Annotated in this window: 12 protein-coding genes; 5 read left to right on the forward strand and 7 right to left on the reverse strand. The window is 69.6% G+C overall.

What is annotated here, in order from left to right; all coding sequences use genetic code 11:
* Nucleotides 1-224: 224 nt before the first annotated feature.
* Genes IF67_RS0121470 through pdhA form a run of 3 tightly spaced genes read right to left on the reverse strand, consistent with a single transcriptional unit; the run spans nt 225 to nt 3,960 of the window.
* Nucleotides 225-1,733 carry a dihydrolipoamide acetyltransferase family protein gene (locus tag IF67_RS0121470; protein ID WP_030988004.1) on the reverse strand — a complete coding sequence of 503 codons (1,509 nt, stop codon included), beginning with the start codon at nt 1,731-1,733 and terminating at the stop codon, nt 225-227.
* A 23-nt stretch (nt 1,734-1,756) separates the two neighbouring features.
* Nucleotides 1,757-2,740, reverse strand: coding sequence for an alpha-ketoacid dehydrogenase subunit beta (locus IF67_RS0121475; RefSeq protein WP_030988006.1), 984 nt, complete (start codon nt 2,738-2,740; stop codon nt 1,757-1,759).
* A 2-nt stretch (nt 2,741-2,742) separates the two neighbouring features.
* On the reverse strand, nt 2,743-3,960 hold the full coding sequence (gene pdhA / locus IF67_RS0121480; RefSeq protein ID WP_030988007.1) for a pyruvate dehydrogenase (acetyl-transferring) E1 component subunit alpha: 1,218 nt from the start codon (nt 3,958-3,960) through the stop codon (nt 2,743-2,745).
* Between the two features lie 327 nt (nt 3,961-4,287).
* Between pdhA and IF67_RS0121485 the strand changes: the two genes are divergently transcribed.
* From IF67_RS0121485 to IF67_RS0121495, 3 genes are all read left to right on the forward strand, one after another.
* Nucleotides 4,288-4,947, forward strand: a complete 660-nt coding sequence (locus IF67_RS0121485; RefSeq protein WP_030988009.1) for a response regulator — start codon at nt 4,288-4,290, stop codon at nt 4,945-4,947.
* 127 nt (nt 4,948-5,074) lie between these two features.
* A complete protein-coding gene (locus IF67_RS0121490) occupies nt 5,075-5,491 on the forward strand; it encodes a pyridoxamine 5'-phosphate oxidase family protein (protein WP_030988010.1) in 417 nt (138 codons plus the stop codon).
* Nucleotides 5,492-5,543: 52 nt separating this feature from the next.
* The gene (locus IF67_RS0121495; protein ID WP_030988013.1) at nt 5,544-6,587 is read left to right on the forward strand and encodes a phosphotransferase; all 1,044 of its coding nucleotides are present in this window, start codon (nt 5,544-5,546) and stop codon (nt 6,585-6,587) included.
* Between the two features lie 51 nt (nt 6,588-6,638).
* Here the strand turns inward: IF67_RS0121495 and IF67_RS0121500 are convergent, their stop codons facing one another.
* A complete protein-coding gene (locus IF67_RS0121500) occupies nt 6,639-8,252 on the reverse strand; it encodes a protein kinase domain-containing protein (protein ID WP_030988014.1) in 1,614 nt (537 codons plus the stop codon).
* Between the two features lie 310 nt (nt 8,253-8,562).
* Between IF67_RS0121500 and IF67_RS0121505 the strand changes: the two genes are divergently transcribed.
* On the forward strand, nt 8,563-10,257 hold the full coding sequence (locus IF67_RS0121505; protein ID WP_030988017.1) for a protein kinase domain-containing protein: 1,695 nt from the start codon (nt 8,563-8,565) through the stop codon (nt 10,255-10,257).
* A 171-nt stretch (nt 10,258-10,428) separates the two neighbouring features.
* Here IF67_RS0121505 and IF67_RS0121510 read toward each other — a convergent pair whose 3' ends face one another.
* The 3 genes from IF67_RS0121510 to IF67_RS0121520 form a co-directional block, all read right to left on the reverse strand.
* Nucleotides 10,429-10,992, reverse strand: coding sequence for a bacterial proteasome activator family protein (locus IF67_RS0121510; protein ID WP_030988019.1), 564 nt, complete (start codon nt 10,990-10,992; stop codon nt 10,429-10,431).
* Nucleotides 10,993-11,131: 139 nt separating this feature from the next.
* Complete coding sequence (locus tag IF67_RS0121515; RefSeq protein WP_030988020.1) at nt 11,132-12,067, reverse strand: hypothetical protein; 936 nt, start codon at nt 12,065-12,067, stop codon at nt 11,132-11,134.
* Nucleotides 12,068-12,220: 153 nt separating this feature from the next.
* Complete coding sequence (locus IF67_RS0121520) at nt 12,221-13,198, reverse strand: NAD(P)H-quinone oxidoreductase (RefSeq protein WP_030988022.1); 978 nt, start codon at nt 13,196-13,198, stop codon at nt 12,221-12,223.
* 475 nt (nt 13,199-13,673) lie between these two features.
* On the opposite strand from IF67_RS0121520, the gene IF67_RS0121525 reads away from it, so the two are divergent.
* Entirely contained in the window at nt 13,674-14,783 is a 1,110-nt protein-coding gene (locus tag IF67_RS0121525) for a potassium channel family protein (RefSeq protein ID WP_030988024.1), read from the forward strand.
* The last annotated feature ends 160 nt before the right edge of the window (nt 14,784-14,943 follow it).

Consider the following 14,943-nt stretch of genomic DNA (forward strand, 5'->3'; position numbering starts at 1 on the left):
GGCGGCTCGTCGAGAGTGAAGATCAGGGTCAGCCGTGGCGAGGGAAGCCCACGGTGCCGCCCCGGTGGGACCCCGGCCTGCCGGTATCCGGCGTACGAGCTGACGTACGGCCGGAGCGGCGGAGCGGGGCGGGTGAGCGGGTGCTCGTCCACGAGGCCGGGGCGGTCCCGAGGCGGCGTTTCACGTGAAACACCGCTCCGAACCGCCCGGCCCCGCATCCTGGCTCATCCCCAGGTGATCAGACGCTTGGGCCGTTCCAGCACGGCCGCGATGTCCGCGAGCAGCTTGGAGCCCAGCTCGCCGTCGATGAGCCGGTGGTCGAAGGACAGCGCGAGGGTGGTGACCTGGCGCGCCTTCACCTTGCCCTTGTGGACCCACGGCTGGAGCTTGACCGCACCGAAGGCGAGGATCGCCGACTCCCCCGGGTTGAGGATCGGCGTACCGGTGTCGACGCCGAAGACGCCGACATTGGTGATGGTGACCGTGCCGCCGCTCATCGCGGCCGGGGAGGTCTTGCCCTCGCGGGCGGTGGCGACCAGCTCGCCCAGTTCCTCGGCGAGTCGGGGGAGTGTCTTGACTCCGGCGTCCTTGATGTTCGGGACGATCAGCCCGCGCGGGGTGGCCGCCGCGATCCCGAGGTTGACGTAGTCCTTGTAGACGATCTCCTGACGCGCCTCGTCCCAGGAAGCGTTGACCTCCGGGTGACGCTTGATGGCGACCAGGAAGGCCTTGGCGACGAGCAGCAGCGGGTTGACGCGCAGCCCCGCCATGTCCGGGTCCTGCTTGAGTTCCTGGACGAGCTTCATCGTGCGGGTCACATCGACGGTGATGAACTCCGTGACATGCGGCGCGGTGAAGGCGCTGTGGACCATCGCCTGCGCGGTGGCCTTGCGTACGCCCTTGACCGGCACCCGCCGCTCGCGGGCGGCCGCATCGACGAGGCCGGGCTCGGGGGCAGCCGCCGGGGCGGAGACCGGCGCGACGGCCTCGGTCGGGGCGGCCGCGGACGGCGCCGCTGCCGGGGCGGCGGCCGCATGGACGTCCTCGCGGGTGATGATGCCGTCCGGCCCGGTGGGGGCGATCGCCGCCAGGTCGATGCCGAGGTCCTTGGCGAGCTTGCGCACCGGCGGCTTGGCCAGCGGCCGCCCGGCGGCCCCGGCACCTGTGCCGTTCGCGACCGGGGCCACCGGAGCGGCCGCGGGCGCGGCGGAAGTGATTGCCGGGGCGGCCGTCGGTGCGGGGGCGACCCGCCCGTTCAGCTCCGCCTGGAGCGCGGCGCTCGCGGGCTCCGGCTGGGCCGGCACCGCCGCCTGGGGCTTGCGCGCCCGGCGCTTGGTCGAGGACGGCGCGGCGCCGTAGCCGACCAGCACCGCCTGCCGGCCCTGCGGCTCGGCGTCCTCCGCCTCGGACGCGGCGGCCTGCTGCGGCGCCTGCTGCGCCGCCGGCGCCGCTGCGGGCCCGGCTCCGGGATCGGTGTCCACGGAGATGATGACGGTGCCGACATCGACGGTGACGCCCTCGCCGAAGTTCAGCTCATGCACCACCCCGTCGTAGGGGATGGGCAGTTCCACGGCGGCCTTGGCGGTCTCGACCTCACAGACGACCTGGCCATCGGTGACGGTGTCGCCCGGCTTGACGTACCACTTGAGGATCTCGGCCTCGGTGAGCCCCTCGCCCACGTCGGGCATCTTGAACTCGCGGAAGCGCTGAGCATTGGCGGTACTTGCAGTCATGGTCACGAACTCTCCTCAAACCCTCAGTACGCCAACGCACGGTCGACGGCGTCGAGCACCCGGTCCAGCCCCGGAAGGTACTCGTCCTCCAGACGGGAGGGCGGATACGGGGAGTGGAAACCGCCGACCCGCAGGACCGGGGCCTCCAGCTGGTAGAAGCACCGCTCGGTGATCCGGGCGGCGATCTCCGCACCCGCACCGAAGAAGACCGGGGCCTCGTGGACGACGACCAGCCGGCCGGTCTTCTGCACCGACGACTGCACGGTGTCGAAGTCGATCGGGGAGAGCGAGCGCAGGTCGACGACCTCGAGCGACTTCCCCTCCTCGGCCGCGACATTGGCGACGTCCTGGCAGACCTTGACCATCGGGCCGTAGGCGGCCAGCGTGAGGTCGGAGCCGGTCCGGGCGACCCGGGCCTTGTGCAGCGGGTCGGGGATCGACTCGGTGTCCAGCCGCGACTTGTCGTGGTAGCGGCGCTTGGGCTCGAAGTAGATGACCGGGTCGTCACCCGCGATGGCCTGCTGGAGCATCCAGTAGGCGTCGGAGGAGTTCGAGGGGGAGACGATCTTGAGGCCCGCGACATGCGCGAACAGCGCCTCGGGGGACTCGGAGTGGTGCTCGACCGCGCCGATGCCGCCCGCGTACGGGATGCGGATGACGACCGGCACTTTGACCTTGCCCAGCGCACGGGCGTGCATCTTCGCGAGCTGGGTGACGATCTGGTCGTAGGCGGGGAAGACGAAGCCGTCGAACTGGATCTCGACGACCGGGCGGTAGCCGCGCAGCGCCATACCGATCGCGGTGCCGACGATGCCGGACTCGGCCAGCGGGGTGTCGATCACCCGCTCCTCGCCGAAGTCCTTCTGGAGGCCGTCGGTGACACGGAAGACTCCGCCGAGCTTGCCGACGTCCTCGCCCATGATGAGGACCTTGGGGTCTGCCTCCATGGAGGCACGCAGCGACTCGTTGATCGCCTTGGCAATGGTGATCTTCTCGAAGACGGCCATGGTCAGTTCCCCTCCGCGACGGCATCGGCGTCGGCGAACGACGCCTGGTACGCGGCGAACTGCGCGCGCTCCTCATCGACGAGCGCATGCCCGTCGGCATAGACATTCTCGAAGATCGCCATGTCGTCCGGGTCGGGCATGGCACGAACGGCGTCGCGGACCCGCTTGCCCAGGGCCTCGCTCTCCTCGTCGATCGAGGCGAGATACGCCTCGTCGACCAGGCCCTCGGCCTCCAGATACGTCCGCAGCCGCAGGATCGGGTCCTTGGCCTCCCAGGCCACCCGCTCCTCGTCCGCCCGGTACTTCGTCGGGTCGTCGGAGGTGGTGTGCGCGCCCATGCGGTAGGTGAACGCCTCGATGAGCATCGGGCCCTGGCCGGTGCGCGCCCGCTCCAGCGCCGCCTTGGTCACCGCCAGACAGGCCAGTACGTCATTGCCGTCGACCCGTACACCGGGGAATCCGTAACCGCGGGCGCGCTGGTAGAGCGGCACCCGGGTCTGCTTCTCGGTGGGTTCGGAAATCGCCCATTGGTTGTTCTGGCAGAAGAACACGACCGGGGCGTTGTAGACCGCGGAGAAGGTGAAGGATTCCGCGACATCTCCCTGGCTGGAGGCGCCGTCACCGAAATAGGCGATGACCGCGGAATCCGCGCCGTCCTTCTGCACTCCCATCGCATAGCCGGTCGCATGCAGTGTCTGCGAACCGATGACGATCGTGTAGAGGTGGAAGTTGTTGCTGTTGGGGTCCCAGCCGCCGTGATTGACACCGCGGAACATGCCCAGCAGATTCGTCGGGTCGACGCCACGACACCACGCCACACCGTGCTCGCGGTAGGTCGGGAAGACATAGTCGTCGTCGCGCAGCGCACGGCCGGAGCCGATCTGGGCGGCCTCCTGGCCCAGCAGCGAAGCCCACAGACCCAGTTCGCCCTGGCGCTGGAGAGTGGTCGCCTCGGCATCGAATTTCCGCGTCAGCACCATGTCGCGGTAGAGCCCGCGCAGCTCGTCGGCGGAAAGATCGATCGAGTAATCCGGGTGCTCGACCCGCTTGCCTTCAGGGGTCAGCAGTTGTACGAGCTGGTCCTGCTCCGCCTGCTCGGGCCCACCGGAGTTCCGGGTCTTGGCCGGGGACGCCTTCTTGGCCGACGTCGCCTTCTTGGCGGTGGTGCGCTTGCTGCTGCCGCGGGCGTTTTTCCGCTGCGCAGTGCCTTCCACGGTCACGTGCTGCTCCTCCGTCTGTCCGGCCCCCGGGGTCCGCCGGTGGCCGTATTGCGGCTCACCCGGTATCCGATACGGCGCACGGGGTGTGTGCGAACGCGGCCGGATCCGGGTGGAACAAAGCTCCCGGACAGTGGCCTGCTCATTGCACGTTACCCATTGTCAAAGCCGAAGTGGAAACGGCGCTGACCTGCGATTTTGCTTGGATTTCCAAGTAAATCGCTAAGGCTTGGAACAACTCCTGGTCACAGCGTTGCAGGCCGCCGGGACAACGGCACGTTATATCGCTGACCTGGAGCACGGGAAGGGTTGATGTGTGAGACTGGTGAGGTGCGCGAAGACGGAAAAATCACGGTATTCCTGCTCGATGACCACGAAGTTGTCCGGCGTGGCGTTCACGAAATGCTGTCGGTCGAGGACGACATCGAGGTGATCGGCGAGGCGGGTACCGCCGCAGATGCCCTGGTCAGGATCCCGGCGACGCGTCCCGACGTCGCGGTGCTCGACGTCCGGCTGCCGGATGGGAGCGGTGTCGAGGTCTGCCGCGAGATCCGTTCGCAGGACGAGGACATCAAATGTCTGATGCTCACCTCGTTCGCGGATGACGAGGCCCTTTTCGATGCGATCATGGCCGGTGCGGCCGGATATGTCCTCAAGGCCATTCGGGGCAACGAACTGCTCTCCGCGGTACGCGACGTGGCGGCCGGCAAGTCGCTGCTCGACCCCGTGGCCACCGCCCGGGTACTGGAGCGGCTGCGCGACGGCAACGCCCCGAAGGGCGACGACCGGCTGACGAGCCTCACCGACCAGGAGCGCAGGATCCTCGATCTGATCGGCGAGGGACTGACCAATCGCGCCATCGGCGAACGGCTCCATCTCGCCGAGAAAACGATCAAGAATTATGTCTCCAGCCTGCTGTCCAAGCTCGGCATGGAGCGCCGTTCCCAGGCCGCCGCGTATGTCGCGCGGATGCAGGCGGAACGCCACTGAAACACCAGGTCGGCAAAGAGACACCGGTAACACTCCGCCCGGCTCATGGTGATTCAGGACCATCGTCCCGGTTCCTCGGGGCTGCCGGCCCCTACTTGCGACCGGACCCACCCGGCAAGGTGGTGACATGCCCACCGACAATCACCGTGCCATCGAGCTGCTGAGCCGCACGCCCTACGGGCGCGTCTCGGCCAGTCGGCGGGCGCTGCCCTTCACCACCGTCACCCGCCATCTCATCCTGGACGGGCGACTGATGCTGCGGCTGCACCGCGGCTACGACTACCACCAGGCCCTGGACGGCAGCGTGGTCGCCTACGAGGCCGACAACGTCAACAGCGGTGAGCACGACACATGGTCGGTGCAGTTCACCGGCACCGCCCGGGTCGTCGAGCCCACCCCGGCCGAGCGCGAGCTCTTCGGCCGCACCCCCCTGCTGGCCGACGGCGTCCCCTTCGACCCGGTGTTCCTGCGCATCGAGCCGGAGTTCGTGACCCTGCACTACCTCACCGATGTACCGGTCTTCCGCTATGCGCACTCTCCGTAAATCCATGCGGTACACCCACTCCGACGGGCGTAGTTGATCTAACATCTGGCGCGTGCTGCGCTCATCTGTAGTCCGGACGGCGGCGACGCCCGACAAAGACACTCTCGGATCCCTGCTCCGCCACTACACCGGTGCCGGCGCGCCGCTCTCCTGCGAACCCGTCGCCGAGGGCCTGCTCAACCATGGCTACTTCCTCGCCACCACGCGCGGCCGCTACTTCCTCAAACACCACCTCGACGGCGACCGCGCCGCCCTCACCCGCCAGCACCGCGCCGGCCGTCGGCTCGCCGCGCTCGGTCTGCCGGTCGCCCCACCCGTCGCCGACGCGGACGGCCGGACCGTCACCGTCCTCGACGGCCGCTGCTACGCCCTGCACCCCTGGGTCGAAGGCCACCACCTGGGCGGCGCCGCACTGACCCGCGGCCAGTCCTGGCAGCTCGGCGCTCTGCTCGGGCTCGTCCACACCGCGCTGGAGCAGGTCATGGCCGACGAGCCGCATCCGCCCCGGCCACCGTGCGCGGACGCCGCCGCCGACCCCGAGCGGACCTTCGAGATGATCGACGAGCTGCTGGCGCTGGCCCGCGGCGCCCGCCCGCGCACCAGCTTCGACGAACTCGCCGAACACCGTCTGCTGGAGCGCCGCGCCCTGCTGACGCAGCATGCGCGCCATCGCCCGGCCCCGGGCGCGGAGCCCCCGGCGGGCTGGGTGCACGGCGACTTCCACCCGCTGAATGTGCTCTACCGCGACGCGGAGCCGACCGCGATCGTCGACTGGGACCGGCTGGGCGTCCAGCCCCGCGCCGAGGAGACGGTACGCGCCGCCGCGATCTTCTTCGTCCGCCCCTGCGGCACGCTGGACCTGGCGAAGGTGGCGGCGTACGCGGGCGCCTACCGCAGGGCCTGCGGAGCGGGAGCCGATGAGCTCGCGGCAGCCGTCCACCGGGTGTGGTGGGAGCGGCTGAACGACTTCTGGATGCTCACCTGGCGCTACCAGCTGGGTGACCGCCGCACCGATCCACAGTTCCCGGCGGCGGCCGCACTGGCCGTGTGGTGGACCCGCGAGTACCGGGCCGTACGGAACGCCTTCACCCGCTGAACCGGCGCGCGGGGCGCCGGTCAGCCGGTCAGCCGGTCATACCGCGTCCGGTCAGCCGGTCGTACCGAGTGAGGCGCCGCTGTCCGTGCCGCTGCCGGCGGTGGCCCCGCTGTCCGTACCGGTGCTCGTCCCGCCGTCGGCGGCGCCACCGTTCGCGGCACCCCCGTCATCGGTGCCACCGTCCGTGGGACCGCCGTCGGTCGTCCCACCGGAGGGGTCGGTCGACGGCTCAGGCGTCGAAGGCTCAGGCGTCGAAGGCTGCGAGCTGGGCGACTGCGAGGTCTCCGGCGTGCTGGGCTGCTCGGGCGGCGGCTGGCTGTAGGTGCTGTCGTCCTCGCCCGTGTCGCCGGGGTCGGTCTCCGGGACGCTGGGCTCCTCCGAAGGCGACTCGCTCGCCTTGTCGTCCTTCGTCGGCTTCGGCGACTGCGACGTGGGGGTCTCGTGCTTTTTGCCCTGACCATCGGTGTTCTGTATCGCGTAGGCCACACCCATGGCGATGGCGATCACCGCGAGCGCCGCGATCAGCCAGATCTTGCCGCGGCCACCCTTGGCCGACCGGGGACCGCCGTCGAAGCCGCCGTCGTCATCCCGCATTCCGGGCGTCAGAATCGGCTGCGCCGTGGTGCGGCCGGCGTCGGGGTGCGGCAACGCCGTGGTGGCCGCGGTCCCCATGGGGCTGTGACCGCCCTCGTGCAGGGCGACCGGGCCGGTGTTCCAGGTGCCGGTGTGGCCACCCTGCTCGTGCAGCATCTGGAGCGAGTACTGGACCAGGCCGCGCATCTCCTCGGCGGACTGGAACCGGTCGTCGGGGTCCTTGGCCAGCGACCGCATGACCAGGCCGTCCAGCTCCGGCGGCACCGCGTTGGCGACCCCGGAAGGCGCCACCGGCATGTCCTGGACGTGCTGGTAGACGACCGACAGCGGGGTCTCGCCGGTGAACGGCGGCCGCAACGTGAGGAGTTCGTAGAGCAGACAGCCGGTGGCGTACAGGTCGGAGCGGGTGTCGACGGTCTTGCCGAGCGCCTGCTCCGGGGAGAGGTACTGAGGGGTGCCCATGACCATGCCGGTCTGGGTCATGGTGGACGCGGCGCCGTGCAGGGCGCGGGCGATGCCGAAGTCCATGACCTTGACGGCGCCGCTGTTCGTGATGATCACGTTCGCGGGCTTGATGTCACGGTGCACGATGCCGTGCTGGTGGCTGTAGGCCAGCGCCTCCAGCACACCGGAGACGATGATCAGCGCCTGGTCCGGCGGCGGGGCATCGGCGTTGAGCAGCAGATCGCGGATGGTGTGGCCCTCGACCAGCTCCATCACGATGTACGGCACGGTGTTGCCGCCGACCAGGTCCTCGCCGGAGTCGTAGACCGCCACCACCGCGTGGTGGTTCAGCCCGGCCACGGACTGTGCCTCACGCGTGAAGCGGGCCTTGGAGACCGGGTCCTCGGCCAGGTCGGCGCGCAGCAGCTTCACGGCGACGGTCCGGCCGAGACGTACGTCCTCGGCCGCGAACACCTCCGCCATTCCACCGCGGCCGAGCCGATGCGTGAGCCGGTAGCGGCCATCGCCGACCAGCCCGCCATTGCCCCACATCTCCGGTGCGTCGGGGATATTGGAGCCGGTGGCGTCAGGATCGGACGGGCCCTGTGGGCTCTGCGTCGGTGCCATCGGTCCTCGCCGTCGAATCGATCCGCATGAGAGCGGTAGGGTCATCGGTCTTCGCTAGAGCACGCTACAGGTTCCGCGGCACCCGCCGGTCCGTCGTGGACCGGCCATCGAACCTGCCGAGAGCCAAGAGTCGCAAGTTCACCAGGGGTGACCGGGCGCGCAAAAGTCTCATGGCCGTGACGGGATCTTGCACATCTGGTCACGGAACGGGCACACGGCTTGACGTGTCCGAGGCCTGGGGCAGACTTGGCTGCGGAATTCCAGATTTTGATCGCTCTACGTATGTAGTGCGCCTAGGGGGAAGCGGACGATGAGCCAGGACGGCGCTCAAGGCCAATTCGAGGGCCGTTCGGTCGGCGGAGGACGTTACCAGCTTCGTGATCTTCTGGGCGCCGGTGGCATGGCCTCCGTGCACCTCGCCTACGACAGCGTGCTCGACCGCGAGGTCGCGATCAAGACCCTGCACACCGAGCTCGGTCGCGAGCAGGCCTTCCGTGAGCGCTTCCGCCGCGAGGCCCAGTCCGTGGCGAAACTCACGCACACCAATATCGTCTCGGTCTACGACTCCGGTGAGGACGAGCTCGACGGCGGCATGGTGCCGTACATCGTCATGGAGTACGTCGCGGGCCAGCCGCTGCGCTCCGATCTGGACAACGACATTGCGCAGATTGGCGCGATGCCGACGGAAAAGGCCTTGAAGATCACGGCCGATGTCCTGGCCGCGCTCGAGGTCAGCCATGAAATGGGCCTGGTCCACCGCGACATCAAGCCCGGGAACGTCATGCTGAACAAGCGTGGCGTCGTCAAGGTCATGGACTTCGGCATCGCCCGCGCCATGCAGTCCGGTGTGACGTCGATGACGCAGACCGGCATGGTCGTCGGCACTCCGCAGTACCTGTCGCCCGAGCAGGCCCTGGGCCGCGCTGTGGACGCCCGCTCCGACCTCTACTCCGTCGGCATCATGCTCTTCGAGCTGCTGACCGGTCAGCTGCCGTTCGACGCGGACTCCCCGCTCGCCATCGCCTACGCCCATGTCCAGGAAGAGCCCCCGGTCCCGTCGAGCATCAACAGCTCGCTGCCGCCGGCCGTGGACGCGCTGGTGGCCCGGGCGCTGAAGAAGAATCCCAACGAGCGGTTCCCCACCTCCGAGGCGATGCGGGACGAGTGCCTGCGGATCGTCGGTTCCGGGCAGTCCGGTGCGACGCCGCTGATCATCGGCGAGGGCCCGAAGGCGCGCACCAGCGGCTCGTCGGTCGCGTCCGCGGTGTTCCCCACCGCCTCCGGCAACCTTCAGACCCCGGCCCCGCCGAGCGTGCAGCAGCCGTATCAGCCGACGCAGGCGGTCGGGTTCGGCCCCTCGACGCCCCCGCCGCCGAACAACACCTACCCGACGCCGCCGCCGAACAACGCCTACCCGACGCCGGCGCCGGGTCCCATCCCGGGGCCGGCACCGTTCAACTCGGGTGGCTTCCAGCCCCCGCCGGCCTACACCCCGCCGCCCGTGACGGCCTCGATGCCGTCGGCCGGTGGCCCCGGCCCGCGGAAGAGCAACACCGCGGTGATCGTCGTCTCGGCGATAGTCGGCGTGGTCGTGGTCACCGCGATCGCGATCGGCATCGGTCTGAGTGCCGGCTCCAGCGACGCCAACGGCGGGGATGTCACCCCGACGTCGGCGTACTCCGACACCTCGTCGCCGTCGCCCACCGAGAGCGTCCGGCCCGAGGACAAGTCGGCGACGATCCTGGCGTCCGAGTGCACCAACCCCACCAAGAGCTACAGCGACAAGGGCAAGATCCTCATCCCGTCGTTCCGCTTCAAGAACCTCGACTCGGTGAAGAAGTGCATCGAGGCCGCGGGCTGGAAGTACAAGGTCGTCGGGCAGGAGGACAGCTCGATCTGGGGTAAGAACACCGTCACGAATCAGACCCCGGCCGCCATCAGCTGGTGGTACCCGAGCAAGTCCGACACCATCGAGCTGACCGTCTCGACCGGCCGCAGCGGCTGACGGCATACGGCCCACGGGCCTCCCGTGGACAGCGGAAGGGGCCGGCACGCGGAATGCGTGCCGGCCCCTTCTGTCTTTGTCAGCCGGTGCCGTATCCGCGCGCGGATGCGCCGGCTCGACGGTGCAGGCCCTGGGGACAACGCCAGGGGATGTCTCCCTGGAAGGTACGGGCTAGAGGTACGGGCCCGAGCGGGCGCCGCCCTGACCCGGGTGGCCGTCCTCGGCCTCCATCGGAACGGCGCCGGGCGGAAGGGCACGGCGCATCGATTCCAGCTGGGCGCGGGCGGCCATCTGCTGGGCGAACAATGCGGTCTGGATGCCGTGGAAGAGGCCCTCCAGCCAGCCCACCAGCTGGGCCTGGGCGATCCGCAGCTCCGCATCCGTCGGCACCGATTCATCGGTGAACGGAAGCGACAACCGCTCCAGCTCCTCGACCAGCTCGGGCGCCAGCCCGTCCTCCAGCTCCTTGACCGAGCTGGAGTGGATCTCCTTGAGCCGGACCCGGCTCGCCTCGTCCAGAGGAGCGGACTTCACCTCCTCCAGCAGCTGCTTGATCATGCTGCCGATGCGCATGACCTTCGCAGGCTGTTCGACCATGTCCGTCACGGGGGTCTCGCGGGACTCGTTGTCGTCGTCCCCGCCACCGGAGCCGGTGCTGCCGAGTGCCATGCCGTCCGGGCCGACGACCAGGACGTGCGAATTCTCCTGCGACCGTTCATTCATCGGCATATCCATGCCGCCATTCTCTCGTACGAGGGGTCATGAAGGGTGGTGCCCCTGAGAGAAGGTGATCCACCCTTCTGGGCGGCCTCGGCTGCCGTGGTTTCACGTGAAACAACGGATTCCCACCGTTTCACGTGAAACCACCGAAAAATCAGCTCCGACGCAGCCGAAGGGCGAAGAAGGCCAGACCCAGACCCGTCAGAGCAAGGCCGGCGCCCATCGGAAGGACCCGCTCGACCGGTGCGCCCGGGGCTTCCATCGCATAGGGACTCGCCGTCGCGGCCGATTCGCCATCCGCGCTGTCCGGTGCAGAGCGCGCCTCCTCCTGCGGGACGGCAGGGGTCGGGAGCGGCGGCAATGCCTCGTAGGGGTGCTGGATGAGCCGGTCCGCGGCCTGGAAGCGGTGCGAGGGGGACGGCCGTGCCGGGGCCCCGTCTCTCGCATGGGGTGTGGGCGCCGAGGGCTTGTGGCGCTTCGGTGACGGGGCGCGCCGGCCAGGCCGGGGGTGCGCACGGTCGGCGTCGGAAGAGCTCGCCCCGGCGGACGGCCCGTGATGGCCAGGCCTCCGGTAGTACACGTCGTCGTCGCGACCCGGGAAGGAGTACCGGGGCGCGTCCGGCCCGATGAAGGAAGGGTCGAACGGGTGATGCGGGCGGTGGTACCACCGCCCGGACCCACGAAGCCCGCCGAAGTGGTGGTGCGAAGGCCCGTGCGGGAAGCCCGGAACGGCGTCCGGCAGGCCGGGGAAGCGGGGCGGCAGCTCCGGGAGGTGCCCCGGGGCCCCCGGATGGCCGGAGTGACCATGGTGGCCCCGGCGCCCTCCGGCACCCCGCCCGTCGCCCGCGCGGGGGTCAGCCGCATAGTCGTCGGAGCCGTAGCCGTCGAAGTCGTCGCCGCCGGGCCCGGCCTCTTCCTGCGCATAGTCCTCGGGCTGATCGCCCGGCCGGGCGAGCTGCGGGGGGCGGTCGACCGGTGTGGCCCGCCGATCCGCAGCCGCCGCGGAGGCGGCTCCTATCGGTACGGGCAGCACGACGGCGGCCACCAACAGACCGGTGGCAATGCGCGAACGGAAACCTGGAGCGACCACAGTGCCCCTCCCGTGCCGAGCCGTCGAGTGACCACCCCAGCGTCACATGTGATGAGATTCACGGCATCTCGGGCATATCGCACGGGTTACTCGATGGGAACGCGGGAGGGCGGGCGCAGGCGGCGCGGGCTACGGGGCGGGGTGCTGGGCGGCTCAGACCGTCAGTACGACCTTGCCGATGTGCGTACTCGCCTCCACGATGCGATGCGCCTCGGCGGCCTCCGCCAGCGGGAGCGTACGGTCCACGATCGGCCGCACCTGACCGTTGCTGATCAGCGGCCAGACGTGCTCCCGTACGGCGGCGACGATGGCCGCCTTCTCGTTCAGCGGGCGGGCGCGCAGCCCGGCGCCGGTGATCGCGGCGCGCTTGGCCATCAGGGCGGCGAGATTCAGCTCCGCCTTCACCCCGCCCTGAAGCCCGATGATCGCCAGCCGTCCGCTGACCGCCAGCGCCTTGACGTTCCGCTGGAGATACTTCGCGCCGATGATGTCGAGGATGACGTCCGCGCCCTTGCCGTCGGTGGCCTTGCGGATCTCCTGGACGAAGTCCTGCTCGCGGTAGTCGATGAGGATGTCCGCGCCCAGCTCGGCACAGCGGGCCAGCTTCTCGGGTCCGCCCGCGGTGACCGCCACCCGCGCGCCGACCGCCTTGGCGAGCTGGATCGCCATGGTGCCGATGCCGCTGGCGCCGCCATGGACCAGCAGCGTCTCGCCGGGGCGCAGGTGCGCGATCATGAAGACGTTCGACCAGACCGTGCAGGTCACCTCGGGCAGCGCGGCAGCGGAGACCAGGTCCAGGCCGTCCGGCACCGGCAGCAGCTGCCCGGCCGGGACGGCCACCTTCTCCGCGTATCCGCCGCCCGACAGCAGCGCGCACACCTCGTCACCGACGGCCCAGCCGTGCACGCCGGGTCCGAGCTCGATGATCCGCCCCGAGCACTCCAGCCCCGGGTAGAGGGAGGACCCGGGCGGCGGATCGTAGAAGCCCTGGCGCTGGAGCAGGTCGGCGCGGTTCACAGCGCTGGCCGCGACCTCGATCAGGACCTCGCCCTCGGCGGGCTTCGGATCGGGCACGTCCGCCCAGACAAGTGCTTCGGGGCCACCGGGCTCGGGGATAGTGATCGCTCGCATGGGCGCGAGGCTACTCGCCGTCCGCGCACGGGGCGACGGTGCGGGGGCCGACGACTACCGCCGGGTCGGCCACCGGACCCCGCATGAAGTGCGGTTATCCGTCCGCCCGCCGGACCGGGGCGATGCCGCTGCGGGGGAATCGGGGGTCCGCGGCGGGTGCTGGACATACCGCGGTGCACGGGGTCGGCGGGCCTGGTGCGGTGCTTCGGGCAGGGCATCTCGTCGCTCCGCCACCACGTGCCACTCCACCGGGTGAGCACCCCGGCATTGCCCCACCACGGCTCCCCTGCCGGCGATATCAACGCTCCATGGTCAAGACGTCGGTTCGCATCTTCGCCGTTGCGGCAGAGCCCTGCCGCCGGTCCCCAATTCCTGCCGCAGTTGCGGGCGCACGGGCGCCCGCATGCCGGAGCATGGGAGGCATGTCCCCTACGCAGACCGTCGCAGCGCACACCGTTCCGGGAGGGTCGGCCGGATGAGTGACGCGCAGCAACCGCGCCGTGAGACCGGCAGATTCTCGATCCTCCGCTCCCTCTGGTCCCGCACACGGACCGAGGCCAAGGACGACACCGAGGCCGGCCGCTCCATCGTCCTGCCCGCCCAGGGCATGGCACCGCCGCTCCAACAGGTCCTGCGACGGCTGATCATGGCGCTCGGGGTACTCGCCGTCACCACGCTGCTCGTCTGGTTCGACCGCGACGGATACCGCGACCACGCCCATCAGCAGGTCGATTTTCTCGGCGCGGCCTACTACGCGACCGTCACCCTCTCGACCACCGGCTACGGCGACATCACTCCGGTCAGCGACAGCGCACGGCTGATCAACATCCTGGTCATCACACCGCTCCGCGTACTGTTCCTGATCATCTTGGTCGGCACCACGCTCGAAGTCCTCACCGCACGCACCCGGCACCAGGTACGCATTCACCGTTGGAGATCCCGTATGCGAGATCACGTCGTCGTCATCGGCTACGGGACGAAGGGCCGCCACGCCATCGAGACCCTGATCGTCCAGGGCATCTCCAAAGAGAAGATCGTCATCGTCGACCCCCAGCAGACGGTCGTGGACGCTGCCAGCAGCGACGGCTTCGTGGGCGTGCACGGAGACGCCACCCGCTCCGACACTCTCACTCGAGCCGAGTTGCAGCGCGCCGCGCGCGTGGTCGTGGCGACCCAGCGCGACGACACCGCCGCCCTGGTCACCCTGACGGCACGGCAGCTCAACAAGCACGCCTCCATCGTGGTGGCGGTCCGGGAGGACGAGAACGTACCGCTGCTGAAGCAGAGCGGCGCGGACCTGGTCATCACGAGTTCGAGCGCGGCGGGGCGACTGCTCGGTATGTCCATGGCCAGCCCGAACGTCGGCACGATCCTGGAGGACCTGCTGACCTACGGAAACGGTCTGGATCTCGACGAGCGGCCGGTGACGAGGAGCGAGGCAGGCCGCTCCCCCCGCGAGCTGGAGGATCTGGTGGTGGCGGTCGTACGGGGGCACCGGGTGCTGAACTACACCGACCCGCAGGCCGCAACGCTCGAACTCACCGACCGTGTGATCACCATCAGGCAGGCGGTACCGAGCAGCTGACAGGGGAGCAGCGGACGGGTACGCCTGGCGGACGGCCGGCTGAGGGGGCGGGCGGCGCCTACTAGGTGTTCTGTCCACGGAGGTTGGTGACGCAGGTCTCGGCTGAGTGATCTTGAAATGGGTGAGGGCCTTCTGGCCTGGTGTGGATTGCGACATCTGC

The sequence above is a fragment of the Streptomyces sp. NRRL S-1813 genome (assembly GCF_000719605.1).
Taxonomy (GTDB): Bacteria; Actinomycetota; Actinomycetes; order Streptomycetales; family Streptomycetaceae; genus Streptomyces; species Streptomyces decoyicus.